This is a genomic window from Luteimonas notoginsengisoli (assembly GCF_042648885.1).
GTDB classification, from domain to species: domain Bacteria; phylum Pseudomonadota; class Gammaproteobacteria; order Xanthomonadales; family Xanthomonadaceae; genus Luteimonas; species Luteimonas notoginsengisoli.
In genome coordinates this window covers 18,659-34,369 of sequence record NZ_JBHRYF010000003.1, presented here as the reverse complement: position 1 = coordinate 34,369, position 15,711 = coordinate 18,659, and the positions used below count along the sequence as shown (strand labels likewise).

Genomic DNA, 15,711 nt, shown 5'->3' with positions numbered 1-15,711 from the left:
GCGCTGACGCGCTCGCGCACGGTGGCTACAGCCGTTCGGTTGGTTCCAGCGCCGCGGCTTCCGGCGTGCACTCGGGCACGTGGCGGCCGGCCATTCCCATTTCCCAGCGCCAGAACACCCAGCCCAGCAGCGCGAACAGCGCGGATCCCAGGGCGAGGTGCAGGCCCTTGTGGCTCAGCAACGGCGACAGCACGCCCGCGACGATCGCGTTCATCACCAGCCCGGTGAACGCCTGCAGCGACGAGGCCGATCCGCGCTGCCGCGGATACATGTCGAGCACCGCCAAAGTCAGGATCGGGAACACCAGCGCGATGCCGAACGACCCGATCGCCATCGGCAGTACCGCCCACGGGATCGACGGTACCGGCATGAACAGGTTGTAGGCCACGTTGACCGCCGCGCCCACGCCGCAGCAGGCAAATCCGATGTTGGCCAGCCGCGCGCCGCTGATCCTGCCGGCCATGCGCCCGGACGTGAATGCGCCCAGCATCATGCCGCCGATCATCGGGATGAAGAACCAGCCGAACTGGCGTTCGTTGAGCCGCATCAGGTCCATCACGAACGCCGGCGCCGAGGCGATGTACAGGAACAGCGCGCTGAAGTTGAACGTGCCCGAAGCCGCCAGCCGCTGGAAACGCGGATTGACGAAGATCGCCGCGTAGTCGCGCAGCAGGCGCCTGGGCGCCAGCGACAGCCGCATCTCCACCGGGTGGGTTTCCGGCAACGCCACCGACACCGCCAGTAACAACAGCACCGAGAACCCGACCAGGAACCAGAAGATCGCCGACCAGTGGCCCCAGCCCAGGATCCAGCCGCCGATGATCGGTGCGATCGCCGGCGCCACGCCGAAGATCATCGACACTTGGCTCATCAGCCTTTGCGCGTCGTCGCCGTGCAGGACGTCGCGGATCAGCGCGCGACCGACGATCAGGCCGACGCCCGCCGACAGTCCCTGCAGCGCGCGGAACGCCAGCAGCGTCGACAGGTCGCGCGACAGCGCGCAGCCCACCGACGCCAGGGTGAAGACGGCCAGCCCGCCGATGATCACCTTGCGCCGGCCGATCGCGTCGGACAGCGGCCCGTGCACCACGCTCATCAATGCATACGCGATCAGGTAGATGCTGATCGTCTGCTGCATCGCCAGCTTGTCGGCGCCAAGTTCCGCGCCGATGTGGTCGAAGGCCGGGAAGATCGTGTCGATCGAGAACGGGCCGAACATCGCCAGCCCGCCCAGCAGCAAGGCGAGGCGTCGAAGCGGGACGGTCGGGGTCGGCTGGGGAGTGGGCATGGGGGAGGCGCGGCAAGGAAACGAGTTCCCCCGCTCCGGCACCGAAGCGGCCGGCCATCTTACGCGGCATGGCGCTGGCGCCGCATGGATCGTCGCGGCGCGATGCGTTCAGCGGAGCTCCGCCCCTGCGCCTTTTTCCCGCCCCCGCCCCGAACGCCACATGCGGCCGGGCTATAATCGCCGCTGCACGCAGCGGGAGAAGCGACCAGGCCAGGACGGCATGGCGCTGCCGAAGGCGCAACGCCCGTAATCGCTCAGGCCCCAGACCGCCGCGCGCCACAACACTCTGGAGAGACCGGCGGCCGCCAGCGGCGCGAACCGGCGCCGAAGGGGCACGAAGCGCGCATTCCCCGGCCGCTTCCAAACTCTCAGGCAAAAGGACAGAGGGGCGCCCACCGTGCGGGTTCGCACGCCCGCTCACGCAGGCCAGCCCTGCTGGCCACCTACGGACGCCCTCCATGCCCACGACGCCTTCCCTGCGCGACCTCGAACACAACGAAGCGTTCGTCGAACGCCACATCGGCCCCAACGACGCCGAGATCGCGCACATGCTGCGCGTCGTCGGCCACGACTCGCTCGATGCGATGACCGATGCCATCGTCCCGGCCTCGATCCGGTCGAAGGACCCGCTCGCGCTGCCGCCGTCGCTGACCGAGGTCGACGCGCTGGCCCGGATCCGCGCCATCGCCGACAGGAACGAAGTGTTCCGCAGCTTCATCGGCCAGGGCTATTACGGCACTCATACGCCGAACGTCATCCTGCGCAACATCCTCGAGAACCCCGCCTGGTACACCGCGTACACCCCCTACCAGGCGGAAATCTCGCAGGGCCGCATGGAGGCGCTGATCAACTTCCAGACCATGGTCGCCGAATTGACCGGGATGGAGATCGCCAACGCGTCGCTGCTCGACGAAGCCACCGCGGCGGCCGAGGCGATGACGCTGGCCAAGCGTTCGTCGCGCTCGAAGTCCAACGTCTTCTTCGTCTCCAAGAACGTGCATCCGCAGACCCTGGAAGTGCTGCGCACCCGCGCCGACGGCCTCGGCATCGAACTGCACGTGGGCGACGACGCCGATGCGGCCAGCGTCGAAAGCTACGGCGTGCTGCTGCAGTACCCCGACACCTTCGGCCGCATCCACGCCTACAAGGCGCTGGTCGAGGCCGTGCACGCGCGTGGCGGCCTGGTGGCGGTGGCCACCGACCTGCTCGCGCTGACCCTGATTGCCGCGCCCGGCGAATGGGGCGCCGACATCGTGGTCGGCAATACCCAGCGCTTCGGCGTGCCGTTCGGCTTCGGCGGCCCGCACGCGGCGTTCATGGCCTGCCGCGACGCCTACAAGCGCTCGATGCCCGGGCGCCTGATCGGCGTGTCGGTCGACGCCGAGGGCAACCCGGCCTACCGCCTGACCCTGCAGACCCGCGAGCAGCACATCCGCCGCGAGAAGGCCACGTCCAACATCTGCACCGCCCAGGTGCTGCTGGCGGTGATGGCGAGCATGTACGCGGTCTACCACGGGCCCGATGGCCTGGTCCGTATCGCGCGCCGCACGCACCGGCTGGCGGCGATCCTGGCGGCGTCGCTGCGCAAGTGCGGCGTCGCAGTCGGCGCTGATTTCTTCGACACGCTGCACGTGGTCGACGTCGACGCCGCCGACATCCACGCCAGGGCTGCGAAGGTTGGCATCAACCTGCGCAAGATCGACGCCACCAGCGTCGGCATCAGCCTCGACGAGACCACGACCCGCGACGACGTGGTCGCGCTGGCGCAGCTGTTCGACGCCCAGGTCGACGACATCGACGCGCTGGACAGTGACACCGGCGATGCCCTGCCCGCTTCGCTGCTGCGCCAGTCGAAGTTCATGCGGCACCCGGTGTTCAACAGCCACCACAGCGAGCACGAGCTGCTGCGCTACATGCGCGCGCTCGCCGACAGGGACCTGGCGATGGACCGCACCATGATCCCGCTGGGCTCGTGCACGATGAAGCTCAACGCCACCGCCGAGATGATCCCGGTGACATGGCCCGAGTTCGGCAACCTGCATCCACTGGCGCCCGCGGGCCAGACCAGCGGTTACCAGGAGCTGGTCGACGGCCTGGAATCGATGCTGGCCGAGATCACCGGCTACGACGCGGTCAGCTTCCAGCCCAACTCCGGCGCACAGGGCGAGTTCGCCGGCCTGATGGCGATCCGCGCCTGGCACCAGTCGCGCGGCGAAGGCCATCGCGACATCTGCCTGATCCCCGAGTCCGCGCACGGCACCAACCCGGCGTCCGCGCAGATGTGCGGCATGACCGTCGTGGTCACGCGTTGCGACGCCAACGGCAACGTCGACGTCGAGGACATTCGTGCCAAGGCCGCGAAGCACGCCGACCGGCTGGCCGCGATCATGATCACCTACCCGTCCACGCACGGCGTGTTCGAGGAGGACGTGGTCGAGATCTGCGAGATCGTGCACGCGCACGGCGGGCAGGTGTACACCGACGGCGCCAACATGAACGCGCTGGTCGGCGTCGCGCGGCCTGGCAAGTGGGGTTCGGACGTCTCGCATCTCAACCTGCACAAGACCTTCTGCATCCCGCACGGCGGCGGCGGCCCCGGCGTCGGCCCGTGCGCGGTGAGGTCGCACCTGGCGCCGTTCCTGCCCAGGGCGTTCGGCGGCGAAGGCGGCGGCATGGTCAGCGCCGCGACCCACGGCAGCGCCAGCATCCTGCCGATCAGCTGGATGTACATCGCGCTGATGGGCGCAGGCGGCCTGCGCAAGGCCACCCAGGTCGCCCTGCTGAACGCCAACTACGTCGCGAAGAAGCTCGAACCGCACTACGAGACGCTCTACACCGGTCGCAACGGCCTGGTCGCGCACGAATGCATCCTCGACCTGCGCCCGCTCAAGGACGCCACCGGCATCGGCGCCGAGGACGTGGCCAAGCGCCTGATCGACTTCGGCTTCCACGCGCCCACGCTGTCGTTCCCGGTCGCCGGCACCCTGATGGTGGAGCCGACCGAGAGCGAATCGCAGCACGAGCTCGACCGCTTCATCGACGCGATGATCCAGATCCGCGACGAGATCCGCGCGGTGGAGGAAGGCAAGCTCGACCGCGAGGACAACCCGTTGCGCCACGCCCCGCACACGGCGGCGCAGGTCTCGGCCAGCGAATGGACCCACGCCTACCCGCGCGAACTGGCGGCATTCCCGCTGGCCAGCCTGCGCCTGCAGAAGTACTGGCCGCCGGTGGCGCGCGTGGACAACGTGCACGGCGACAAGAACGTGTTCTGCAGCTGCATCCCGGTGGGCTCGCCGGACGAGGAACCGGAGGCGTTCAGCGAGCCGGACGTGGTCTGATCCGCGACCGGCAGGATGCTCCACGGAAAGCCCCGCGATGCGGGGCTTTCGTTTTTCGGACCTTAGCTATCGGAAAGCAAGCGAAGTGCTGCGCTCCGAAACCGGACTGGCAACCCGTAGGAGCGGCTTCAGCCGCGAGCTTTTCCAGACACGAGTTGGCAGAGCTCGCGGCTGAAGCCGCTCCTACAAGGGCGATGCTTTCTGTCCGCGATGGCCCAGAGGTGGATCCGGGTGGGAAGGAAAAGCCCGCGGCTTCCGCCGCCCCCGCGAAGGCAGGCACCAACCGCGGATTCAGCGCGGCGGGCGCACGCGGAACACCGCGCTCATGCGCGGGTGGCTGGGCCTGGCGGTCTTCGGAATGCCGTGCTCGTGCGTGCGCTGCGAGGCATGGCTCATCACCAGCAGGCTGCCGTGCGCGAGGTCGACGTCGAACGCATCGCGGTGGTCGGCCTGCGCGCGGATGCGCATCCGGCGCGCGTCGCCCAGCGACACCAGCGCCAGCGGATGTCCCGGCACCAGGATGCGCAGCTTGTCGTGGTGCATCGCCACGCTGTCGCGACCGTCCCGGTAGAGGTTCATGCCCACCGCGGTGTACGGCGCTGGCGCCAGGGCCCGCACCCGCGCCAGCATGTCGGCGAAGGGGAGCGGGCTGTCCGGCGGCAATGCATCGAGCCAGTACGACGAGGTGAGCCGCGGAACATCGACTTCCCGGTCGTACATCATCCGCCGCTGCGACTTCCAGCTCGCCCCATCCCGCAGCGCCAGGAACCAGGCGTCGGCGGTGTCGGCATCGACGAACGAGGGCCAGTAGCGGATGCCGCCCTCGGCGTCGTCGAGCAGCCGGGTCATCGGGGACTCGAACAGGTCCATGGAGTTGGCCGGACCGCGCCGTCGCTGCGTATGGATGGTCATGGTGATGCGTTGCGTGTGCAGGAGGTTTCGAGGCTGTAGTCGCCGGGCTGGACGGCACCGGGCCGCCGTGGGATGGGCTCGCAGGGCTTGCCTGTGATCATCTTCCGGCGCCATGGCGACGGCCGTGATGCCTGCGCATAAGGCATCGCGGCCAGCGCCGATTGCTCGCTGGCCCGGGGTGGCGGGATTGCCGGCGTCGGGCGGTTCAATGGAAATCCCGCGATTCCGTGCGCAGGCCGCCGAGCATCGCGCTCAGGTCCTCGAGGTCGCGCGCGACCAGGTGCTCGACGCCGTCGACCTGCTCCCACCGCCCGCGCACGGCAAGCAGGGTCGAGCCCAGCAGCGCCTTGCGCCGTCGCAGTGCCACGTGCGGCCAGACGATCACGTTGACCATGCCGTGCTCGTCCTCCAGCGTGACGAAGATCGTGCCGCTGGCGGTCTGCGGGCGCTGGCGCTGGGTGACGATGCCGGCGGTGTACACGCTGCGGCCGTGGCGCTGGCCGTGCAGCTCGGCGGAGCCGAGCACGCGGCGCGCACGCAGCTGGGCGCGCAGCAGCGACAGCGGATGGGCTGCCAGCGACAGGCCGGTGGCGCGGTAGTCGGACAGGATTTCCTCGCCCATGCCCGGCGCGGGCAGCGCAATGGCGTCCTCGTCGGGGCTGCCCGGCAGCAGGGGCCGCTGGCGCTCGATGCCGGCCACCTGCCAGCGCGCGTCGTTGCGATGCCCGGCCAGGCTGCGCAGGGCACCGGCTTCGGCCAGCGCGCGGCGCGCTTTCTCGTCGAGGTTGGCGCGCAGGCACAGGTCGGCGACGTTGCGAAACGGAGCCTGCCTGCGCGCGTCGACGATGGCGTCGGCAACCTGTTCCGGGAGCCCGCGCACCTCGCGCAGGCCGAGGCGGATGGCCGGCTGTCCGGCCGGTTCCTGCTTCTTTCCGTGCGGGCGACCCTGGCCGCGATCGCTTGCAGGTGGCGATGCCATTTTCGGGTGAGAGGCATCGCGGCCCCGGTCGCTCCCGCCTTCGACGGCCCGGTCGTCCAGGGTGCAGTCCCACTGGCTGTGCGCCACGTCCACCGGCAGGAACGTCACGCCCTCGCGCGCGGCCTTGCCCCGTCGCGCGTCCTGCACGATCTGGCTCGGCGAATAGAAACCCATCGGCTGAGAATTGAGCAGCGCGCAGGCGAAGGCCGCGGGTTCATGGCGCTTGAGCCAGCAGCTGGCGTAGACCAGCTTGGCGAACGAGGCGGCGTGGCTCTGCGGGAAACCATACGAGCCGAAGCCCTTGATCTGCTCGAAGATCTGGTCGATGAACTCCGGCGCATAGTCCTGCTCCAGCATCAGCGCACGGATGCGTTCGCGGTGCGGCTCCATGTCGCCGCCGTGGCGCCAGGCGGCCATCGAACGCCGCAGGCCGTCGGCTTCCTCCGGCGTGTAGCCGGCGTGGATCACCAGTTCCATCACCTGCTCCTGGAACAGCGGCACGCCGAGCGTCGGGCCGAGGATTTCCTCGATGCCCGGCGACGGGTATGCCACCGGATCCTTGCCCTGCCGGCGGCGCAGGTAGGGATGCACCATGTCGCCCTGGATCGGCCCGGGCCGCACGATCGCCACCTCGACCACCAGGTCGTAGAACTTCCGCGGCCGCAGCCGCGGCAGCATCGCCATCTGCGCACGCGATTCGATCTGGAACACGCCGACGGTGTCGGCCAGGCAGATCATGTCGTAGGTCGCCTCGTCGCCGGATGGGATCGTGGCGATCTCCAGGTCGCGCCCCCGATGCACGCGCACCAGGTCCAGGGCCTTGCGCAGGCAGGTCAGCATGCCCAGGGCGAGGCAGTCGACCTTGAGCATGCCCATCGATTCCAGGTCGTCCTTTTCCCACTGGATGATGGTGCGGTCGTCCATCGCCGCGTTCTCCACCGGCACCAGCTGCCACAGCGGCTGGTCGGAGATCACGAAGCCGCCGACGTGCTGCGACAGGTGGCGCGGTCGGCCGCGCAGCATCTCGGTCACCGCCAGCACGCGCGCGACCAGGGCATTTTCGATATCGAACCCGGCCTCGCGCAGGCGCTGCTCCATCGGCGTCTCGCCGTTGCCCCAGCCGTAGCACTCGGCGAGCAGCGCGACCTGGTCCGGCGGCAGGCCGAAAGCCTTGGCGACATCGCGCACCGCGCTCTTGCCGCGGTAGCGGATCACGGTGGCGGCCAGCGCGGCGCGCGTGCGCCCGTACTTGCGGTAGACGTACTGGATCACCTCCTCGCGTCGTTCGTGCTCGAAGTCGACGTCGATGTCGGGCGGTTCGTTGCGCGCCCTGGACAGGAACCGCGCCAGCAGCAGGCGGCTTTCCACGGGGTTCACCGCGGTGATGCCCAGCGCGTAGCAGACCGCGGAGTTCGCGGAGGAGCCGCGGCCCTGGCAGAGGATGTTGTTGTCGTTGGCGAACCGGACGATGTCCTCGACGGTGAGGAAGAAGGCCTCGTAGCTGAGCTCGGCGATCAGCGCCAGTTCGGCTTCGACCTGCTTCACGACCTGCCCCGGAACGCCTTCCGGCCAGCGCCTGCGCAAGCCGGCTTCGGTGAGCTTGCGCAGGTGCGAAGCCGGGGTCTCGCCCTCGGGCACCAGCTCGGCCGGATAGTCGTATTTCACCTGGCGCAGGTTGAAGGTGCAGCGGCGCGCAAGTTCGACGGCGGCGGACAGCAGCTCCCGCCCGCCTTCGACCGGTGCGTGGATGTTTGCGAGCGCGCGGCGGGTGCGCAGGTGGCGCTCGCCGTTGCGGAACAGGTGCGCGCCGCATTCGGCCAGCGGCAGGCCGTGGCGGATGGCGGTGACCGTGTCCTGCAGCACGCGCTGGCGGCGCGTGGCCATGTGCACGTCGCCGGCGGCGACCGGCACCAATCGCAGGTGCCCGGCAAGTGCGAGCAGCTGTGCGAGGCGCGCCGCATCGTCGCGCTCGCGATGCAGTTCCACCGCAAGGTGCGCGCGGTCGCCGAAGATCCTGCGCAACCAGCCGCCTTCGTCCGGATCGGGCTCCGCGCCGGGCAGCCACATCGCGAACAGTCCGGTCGCGCCCTCGTCGAAGGCCTGCCTTTCGACATCGGCGCGGCCGAGGCGGTACTCGCCCTTCTCCGCCGCGCGGCGGGCCACGGTGATCAGCCGGCACAGCTGCGAGTAACCAGCGCGGTTCTCGACCAGCAGCACCAGCCGCAGCCCGTCGTCGAGGCGGAACTCGGCACCGACGACGAGGTGCACGCCCACGGTTTCCGCCGCGTCCAGGGCGCGCACGATGCCGGCCAGCGAACATTCGTCGGTGATCGCCAGTGCCTCGTAGCCGCACTGCTTCGCGCGCTCGAACAATTCCTCCGCGCTGGCCGCGCCGCGCAGGAAACTGAAATCCGACAGGCAGTGCAGTTCGGCGTAGGCCGGCGCGTCGCCGTGCGGATCGTCATTGGCCGCCCCGCGCAGGCGTTGGCGCATGCGCACGATGCGCGGCACGTGCGCTCCCGGTGTGTCGGGGGCGACGCCGGGAGGGAAATCGAATTCGTCCTGGATGCTCATGGCGCTTCGGCTTTCCGGCGCGCGCAGCCGTGGTCCCGCAGGCAACCTGGAAGCCTCGGTCGGCTCATGCGAACCAGCCGTGCAGCATCCAGCTTCCCTGTTCGCCCGCCGGGGCGAAGGCCCAGGCGCGCTGTCCCTGCGTGGTTTCGATGACGTAGTAGTCGCGGCGTGCGTCGTCGCCGTCCCACCAGCCGCTTTCCAGTCGCTCCGGACCGGAGACGATGCGCGGCTGCGAATCGCGCAGCGGGATGGGCCTGGCCAGCAGCCATGCCGGGCGCGGCGGGCGCGGCGGCGCGGGCTGCGTGCAAAGCGCGTCGTCGGCCGCGGCGGCGCGGCGCCAGGCCCGCTCCGGGCGCGGATCGCCGGCGGCAGCCATGCGCCAGACGGCCTCGTCGCCCAGGCGCGCGCGCAGGCGTTCGCGCAGCTGCGGCCACGGCAGCGCCTGCGCCGGGCGGCTGTCGAACAGGTCGCGCGAAGCCGGAACGAACGGAGGCAGTTCGCGTGCCAGCAGCCTCACCGCGATGACCGGTTTCGGAATCGACGCTTGTTCCAGGCGGCTGCGGGTGAGCTCGAACAGCACGCCCGGCTCACGCTCGGCGGCAAGCAGCCCCACCGTCACGTCGGTGTGGGTCTGTTCGTGCTCCAGCCGCAGCACGAAGCGCTGCACGCCGCCGTCGCGCACCGACAGGTACGTCGCCAGGTCGCCGGCCAGGCGGCGCAGCGGGAACAGCAGCGCCTGGTGGCTTTCCACTTCGTAGCCAAGTTCGATCCGGGCATCGAAATGATCCGGCGGCATGTAGCAGGCCAGCGGATCGTCGGCCTCGCCGTGCAGGCGGTCGAGATGGTCGAGCAGTTCGCTGCCGAAGCGTCGGCGCAGGCCATCGCGCGGCAGCGCGCGCAGGGCGCCGAGCGTGCGCACGCCCATCCGGTGCAGGCGTTCGCCGGCGTCGCCTGCGCCGTCGCGATCCGGCAAGGCCGCGCGGCGCACCGGCACCCGCGCCAGCGCTTCGTGCATCGCGGCGGCGGACGTCACCGCGAAGCCGTCGCGCAATCCGGCGAACACCAGCGCCGCGCGCGGCGTCGGCGCCAGCGCGATGCGGTGGCGGAACCCCAGACCGTCCAGTTCCTCGCGCAGCCGCGCCTCGAAGCGCGGCCACGGGCCGAACAGGCAGAAGCTCGCCCGCACCTCCAGCACGATCGCGCCCGGCCACTGCGCGCTGACCTGCGAACTGTGGCGGTAGGCCCACGCGGCGAGGAAACGCTGCCAGCGCGCGTCGGCGGACGCGTCGTGTTCGACCAGGGCGACATCGGACAGCAGCGCATGCGCCGCCGACAGGCGCATGCCGGGTTTCAGCCCGGCCTGGGCGGCAGCCTCGTTGACCGCATGCAGTTGGCGCAGGTGCGCGGGGCCGGAGACCAGCGCCAGCGGACGCTCCGGGTGGGGGGTGCGGCGCAGGACGGCGTCGAGCGCCAGTTGCGGCAGGTGGATGCAGGCCCAGAGCATGGCGTGCTCAACGGAGCCCTGCGAGGGCGGCGACTTTTACAGGAGCCACTTTTGCAAGGGCGACGCTTGTGGGTGCTGCCCTTGTGGGAGCGGCTTCAGCCGCGAGCGCTTGCCTTGGCTCCTCCCCCTGCGACGGCATGGGGAGGCTGGGAGGGGGGGCCGACGGTTCGCTGCGATGCCAAAGGCACCCCTCCCCAACCCTCCCCTGCCTCCGCAGGGGAGGGGGCAAAGCGCTCGCGGCTGAAGCCGCTCCCACGGGATTCTGCTGTGGGTTCGAAGAGCTCGCGGCTGAAGCCGCTCCTGCAAAAGCCGCTCCTGCAAAAGCCGCTCCTACAGAAGCCGCTTTTGCAAAAGCAGTTCCTGCGAAGGCAGGGCCGACGAACGCGCGGGTGGGCACGTTGCCGCCCCGGCACTTGCGCACGTGCCAGGCGCCCTGGGCGTGTTCGAGCCGCAGCGCGGCCGGGGACGGATTGGCGGCGTGCCTGCGGTCGCGGAAGGCGAAACCGAGGCAATCGCCCGTGTCGGCGGCCACCTGCAGGCGCCGCAGCGCCTGGGGGTCGGCCTGCAGCGGCCAGCCCAGCACGGCGCCGCAGGCCGCGCTGCGCAGGCATTGCTCGAAGGCCCACAGCGCGTTACGCGCATCGGCATCGACGATTTCGAGGAATCGCAGGTCCACGCCCGCCGCCTGCCACGCCGGTGCATACGGCAGGTAGGGCGGCGCCACCACCGCGACCACCATGCCCGCGCGGGTCATGCGCGCGATCGTGGGCAGCAGCAGCGACAGCTCGCCCACGCCGTCGGCCGGCAGCAGCAGTTCGCTCAGTGCGCGTCGCGGCCAGCCGCCCTGCGGCAGCAGTGCATCGAGCGCGGCGTGCCCGGTCGGCTCGCCCCCGGCTGCAGTGGCGGGCGCGCGGCCCGCACGCCACACGGTCTGCGCCGACAGCAGCGCATCGAGGCTCGGCACGGCAGTGGCTTCCACGGCGGCCATCAGTCGCTGCGCACCAGGCCGCAGTACAGGCCCTCGATGGCGAAGTCGCTGCCCGGTTCCACCACGATCGGCGCGTAGTCGGGATTGCGCGGCAGCAGGCGGACCTGCGATTTCGTCCGCTCGAGACGCTTGATGGTGACCTCGCCGTCGATCCGCGCCACCACCACCTGCCCGTTGCGCGCGTCGCGCGCGCGCTGCACCGCGACCAGGTCGCCGTCGAAGATGCCGTCGTCGCGCATCGAGTCGCCCTTCACCCGCAGCAGGTAGTCGGGCTTGTTGGCGAACAGCGCGCGGTCGAGCAGCACGTGGCGTTCCACGCCCGCGTCGGCGCCGATCGGCGCGCCGGCGGCGACGCGGCCCAGCACCGGCAACTCCATCCGGTCCTCGCGCAGTCTGGTGCGCGCGCCCCGGCCGCGGCCGCCGGCCAGGCGAATGCCGCGCGCCTCGTTGGGCCGCACGTCCAGGTAGCCGGCATCCTGCAGCCGCCGCACGTGCTTGTGCGCCGCGCACGCCTGGCGGAAGCCGAAGGCGTCGGCGATCTGCTGCAGCGTCGGCGGCAGGCCTTCACTGGCGTCGTGCTCGCGGATGAAGTCGAGCACGGCGCGCTGGCGGTCGGTGAGGTCGTCGGTCATGGGTAAAAATCTATTTACCTTTGCGGGCGGACGCAAGCCCCGTGTCGGGATCGATTGCGCCATTGCGCCGTCTCGCCGACCGAGACCGGAACAGGATCAGTCACTTGGCCCGACTTCCTGTGCATCGGGCTTGCTGCAGTCAGGTTGCTGAGCGCACCGGCATCGCCTCGCCGACCGGTTTCACGCGCCGCCGACCGGGCGCGCAGTTTCCTCGACATTCCCCACCCCCGGAGATGCCCATGTCCCGCGGAGACAAATCCAGCTACACCGACAAACAGAAGCGCCAGGCCTCGCACATCGAGGAGAGCGAGAAGAAGAAGGGTCGCAGCGAAGATTCGGCCGAACGCATCGCCTGGGCGACCGTCAACAAGCACGACGGTGGCGGCAAGAAGAAAAAGGACTAGCGCCCGGGATGGCCGCCCGCCGCAAGCTCCGCGTCGCCACGTTCAACGTCAACGGCATCCGTACGCGGTTGCCGCACCTGCTGCAATGGCTGGAACGCGAGCGGCCCGACGTCGCCTGCCTGCAGGAACTCAAGGCTGCGGACGAGGCTTTCCCCGCTGCGGAGATCGAAGCGGCGGGCTACGGCGCGCTGTGGGTCGGCCAGCGTTCGTGGAACGGCGTCGCGGTGCTGGTGCGCGACGCCGAACCGGTGGAAATCCGTCGCGTCCTGCCCGGCGACCGCGCCGACGAACAGAGCCGCTACCTGGAAGTCGCCGCGCACGGGATCGTGGTCGGCTGCCTGTACCTGCCCAACGGCAACCCGCAGCCGGGGCCGAAGTTCGACTACAAGCTGGGCTGGTTCGAACGCCTGCTCAAGCACGCGCGCAGCCTGGTGGGCTGCGGCCATCCGGTGGTGCTGGCCGGCGACTACAACGTGGTCCCGACCGACTTCGACATCTACGATCCGAAGCACTGGCGGCGCGACGCGCTGCTGCAGCCCGAGAGCCGCGAAGCCTACGCCCGGCTGCTCGCCCAGGGCTGGACCGATGCGATCCGCGCGTTGCATCCCGAGGAGCGCATCTACACCTTCTGGGACTATTTCCGGCAGCACTGGCAGCGCAATTCGGGGTTGCGCATCGACCACCTGCTGCTCAATCCGACGCTGCGTCCGCGCCTGCTCCAGGCCGGCGTCGACCGCTGGGTGCGCGACCTCGACAAGGCCAGCGACCACGCGCCGACCTGGATCGAGTTGAAGGCCGAAGCCGGGGTTCGCGGCGACACGGCGAAGCCGAAAGCCGACACGAAAACCGCCGCCCGGAAAGTTGCGACGAAGGCTCCTGCGAAGGCGCGCACGAAGAAAACCGCCGTCAGGAAGACAGCCGCCAAAAAGGTGCCCAAGGCGGCCGCGAAGAAGACGGCCACCAGGAAACCTACGAAGAAGCCGGCTTCATGACCGGAGGCTCATTCCTCCGCACATCGACAGGGCTGCAGGCATGCAGGGCAATCCCGAACCGCTTCCGTCTTCCCCGCGTCGGATGTCCTCCCGTCACCGAGGCGGCGCTCCGCGCCCTCCACCCTGACGCCATGCAATCGCAGCCTTGGCCGCCGCCAAGGCAATCGCAGGTTTCAGCGAGCTACATGCTCTTGTCGACGCCACCGCCGTCGCCGCCCCGACCATCCTCGCCTGCCTCGTCGAGATCCGGACGCAGCCCCGACGGCGGCTGCGGCTGATGGGTGCCGGTCACTTCGTTGCCCTCGCGGCGCGGATGGCCGGCCGGGACGTTACTGGGGCCGTTCGGGGGGTCTTGCAGGTTGCCGGTCTTCCGCGACGAATCGTCCTGCTGGTCTGGCTTGTTCATGGCTCCTCCGGTTGCATCGGATGTGCGTTCACACGTGGCATGCCCGCAGGCTAGGCGACGGGCGATGAAGGCGGCGCGTTCGACGGTTGCACGTCGCATTCACGTCGCCTTGCCCAGCATCGGCACGTGCGCACCAAGCCCGCGCGCCTTCCGCTGGCGTCACCCAGCGCATCCCTGCAGCCACGCAAACAGCCACCAGGAGCCAACGATGGACGCAATTACCTTCCTCACCAACGACCACAAGGTCGTTCGCGCCATGCTCGAGGAACTCGCCGCCACCACCAAGCGCGCAGTCAAGCGGCGCACCGAACTGCTGCAGAAGATCGCGGCCGAGCTCGAAGCGCACACCCAGATCGAGGAAGAGATCTTCTATCCCGCCTTCAAGGAGGCCGGCGAGAAGTCCGACGACGACAAGATGTTCTTCGAGGCGATGGAGGAACATCGCACCGCCGGCGACCTGGTGCTGCCCGACCTGCTGCAGACCGAAGTGGGTTCCGACCAGTTCAGCGGCCGGGCGAAGGTGCTCAAGGAACTGATCGACCACCACGCCAAGGAAGAGGAGAAGGAAATGTTCCCGCGCGCGCGCAAGCTGCTCGGCAAGGCCGAATTGAACGAGCTTGGCGAACGACTGGCCGCCCGCAAGGCCGAGCTCATCTGACCGCAAGCCATCGATGGGCTACGAGCGCAACTACGCATCCCAGGCGCCGGCACGGCCCGAAGTCGATGCGCTGCCCGGCGCGGTGGTGCTCGAATTCGGCACCGGCTGGTGCGGCCACTGCAGCGCCGCGCAGCCGGCGATCGAAACCGCGTTCGGTGAGCATCCGCGCGTCACGCACCTGAAGATCGAGGACGGCCCGGGACGTGCGCTCGGGCGCTCGTTCCGGGTCAAGCTGTGGCCTACGCTGGTGTTCCTGCGCGACGGCCAGGAAGTCGCGCGCGCGGTCAGGCCGCGTGATGTGGAAGACGTCGCCACGGGGCTGCGGCACATCGACCCCGACGGCGGCGCGACATGACCCCGCGCAGCGTGAAGCCGGCGCCGCGCTCGGCGCTGCTGATCGTCGACATGATCAATCCGCTCGACTTCCCCGGCGCTCCCGCGCTGCTGCGGCAGTCGATCCCGGTGGCGACGCGCATCGAGCGGCTCAAGCTGAGGATGAAATCGCGCGGGCAGCCGGCGATCTACGTCAACGACAACTTCAGCCACTGGCTGCGCGACTTCCACGAGCTGGTCGCGATCTGCAGCGAGCCCCGCGCGGCCGGCGCGGCGCTGGCAGCGACGCTCGCCCCGGAGCACGACGACTACCTGGTGCTCAAGCCCAAGCATTCGGGGTTCTTCGCCTCGCCGCTGGAGGTGCTGCTCGCGCAGCTCGACATCCGCCACGTGGTCGTCACCGGCATCGCCGGCGACGGCTGCGTGCTCGCCACCGCAACCGATGCGCACATGCACGACCTGGAGGTCAGCGTGCCCTCCGACTGCTGCGCCTCGATCAGCAAGGCGCGCAACGATCGGGCGCTGAGACTGCTGCGCGAATCGATGAAGATCGACACCAGACTGTCGCGCTACCTGTGATCCACCGTGGGCTGGTCGTGCAGCACGGCGCTCCCGCTCCGGCAACCATCCCATGCAGCACCGATGAACACCTCTGCTTCATCGGCTACGGGCGATCCTGTGCTTCATCTTCCGAGGCGCC

The 15,711-nt window shown here is 69.7% G+C and carries 12 protein-coding genes, 1 pseudogene and 1 riboswitch; of the genes and pseudogenes, 6 read left to right on the top strand and 7 right to left on the bottom strand.

Annotated features, from left to right (window positions below; translation table 11 throughout):
- Nucleotides 1-25 precede the first annotated feature (25 nt).
- Nucleotides 26-1,288, bottom strand: coding sequence for a multidrug effflux MFS transporter (locus ACFOM9_RS07190; RefSeq protein WP_386708258.1), 1,263 nt, complete (start codon nt 1,286-1,288; stop codon nt 26-28).
- Nucleotides 1,289-1,564: 276 nt separating this feature from the next.
- Nucleotides 1,565-1,682, top strand: a riboswitch (glycine riboswitch).
- A 64-nt stretch (nt 1,683-1,746) separates the two neighbouring features.
- Between ACFOM9_RS07190 and gcvP the strand changes: the two genes are divergently transcribed.
- Nucleotides 1,747-4,629: an aminomethyl-transferring glycine dehydrogenase gene (gene gcvP / locus ACFOM9_RS07185; protein WP_386708255.1), complete on the top strand. Its 2,883-nt coding sequence runs from the start codon at nt 1,747-1,749 to the stop codon at nt 4,627-4,629.
- A gap of 291 nt (nt 4,630-4,920) precedes the next feature.
- On the opposite strand, the gene ACFOM9_RS07180 is transcribed toward gcvP, so the two are convergent.
- From ACFOM9_RS07180 to lexA, 5 genes and pseudogenes are all read right to left on the bottom strand, one after another.
- Nucleotides 4,921-5,499: an alpha-ketoglutarate-dependent dioxygenase AlkB gene (locus tag ACFOM9_RS07180; RefSeq protein ID WP_386708343.1), complete on the bottom strand. Its 579-nt coding sequence runs from the start codon at nt 5,497-5,499 to the stop codon at nt 4,921-4,923.
- 247 nt (nt 5,500-5,746) lie between these two features.
- A complete protein-coding gene (locus tag ACFOM9_RS07175; protein ID WP_386708252.1) occupies nt 5,747-9,094 on the bottom strand; it encodes an error-prone DNA polymerase in 3,348 nt (1,115 codons plus the stop codon).
- Between the two features lie 64 nt (nt 9,095-9,158).
- Nucleotides 9,159-10,598 carry a Y-family DNA polymerase gene (locus tag ACFOM9_RS07170; RefSeq protein ID WP_386708249.1) on the bottom strand — a complete coding sequence of 480 codons (1,440 nt, stop codon included), beginning with the start codon at nt 10,596-10,598 and terminating at the stop codon, nt 9,159-9,161.
- Nucleotides 10,599-10,983: 385 nt separating this feature from the next.
- A pseudogene (imuA, locus tag ACFOM9_RS07165) lies at nt 10,984-11,586 on the bottom strand (translesion DNA synthesis-associated protein ImuA); the annotation flags it as partial.
- On the bottom strand, nt 11,586-12,218 hold the full coding sequence (lexA, locus tag ACFOM9_RS07160) for a transcriptional repressor LexA (RefSeq protein ID WP_386708246.1): 633 nt from the start codon (nt 12,216-12,218) through the stop codon (nt 11,586-11,588). The pseudogene imuA and the gene lexA, both read right to left, overlap by 1 nt.
- 239 nt (nt 12,219-12,457) lie before the next feature.
- On the opposite strand from lexA, the gene ACFOM9_RS07155 reads away from it, so the two are divergent.
- Nucleotides 12,458-12,622 (top strand): hypothetical protein, encoded by a 165-nt coding sequence (locus tag ACFOM9_RS07155; RefSeq protein ID WP_386708351.1) that lies wholly within the window; start codon nt 12,458-12,460, stop codon nt 12,620-12,622.
- Nucleotides 12,623-12,630: 8 nt separating this feature from the next.
- A complete protein-coding gene (xth, locus tag ACFOM9_RS07150; RefSeq protein WP_386708243.1) occupies nt 12,631-13,614 on the top strand; it encodes an exodeoxyribonuclease III in 984 nt (327 codons plus the stop codon).
- Between the two features lie 181 nt (nt 13,615-13,795).
- Here xth and ACFOM9_RS07145 read toward each other — a convergent pair whose 3' ends face one another.
- Nucleotides 13,796-14,020: a hypothetical protein gene (locus ACFOM9_RS07145; protein ID WP_386708240.1), complete on the bottom strand. Its 225-nt coding sequence runs from the start codon at nt 14,018-14,020 to the stop codon at nt 13,796-13,798.
- Nucleotides 14,021-14,228: 208 nt separating this feature from the next.
- Between ACFOM9_RS07145 and ACFOM9_RS07140 the strand changes: the two genes are divergently transcribed.
- From ACFOM9_RS07140 to ACFOM9_RS07130, 3 genes are read left to right on the top strand one after another with little or no spacing between them, the layout of a single operon-like run.
- On the top strand, nt 14,229-14,678 hold the full coding sequence (locus ACFOM9_RS07140) for a hemerythrin domain-containing protein (RefSeq protein WP_386708237.1): 450 nt from the start codon (nt 14,229-14,231) through the stop codon (nt 14,676-14,678).
- A 13-nt stretch (nt 14,679-14,691) separates the two neighbouring features.
- Entirely contained in the window at nt 14,692-15,033 is a 342-nt protein-coding gene (locus ACFOM9_RS07135) for a thioredoxin family protein (protein WP_386708234.1), read from the top strand.
- Nucleotides 15,030-15,590, top strand: a complete 561-nt coding sequence (locus ACFOM9_RS07130) for an isochorismatase family cysteine hydrolase (protein WP_386708231.1) — start codon at nt 15,030-15,032, stop codon at nt 15,588-15,590. The genes ACFOM9_RS07135 and ACFOM9_RS07130 overlap by 4 nt, the downstream gene beginning before the upstream one ends.
- The last annotated feature ends 121 nt before the right edge of the window (nt 15,591-15,711 follow it).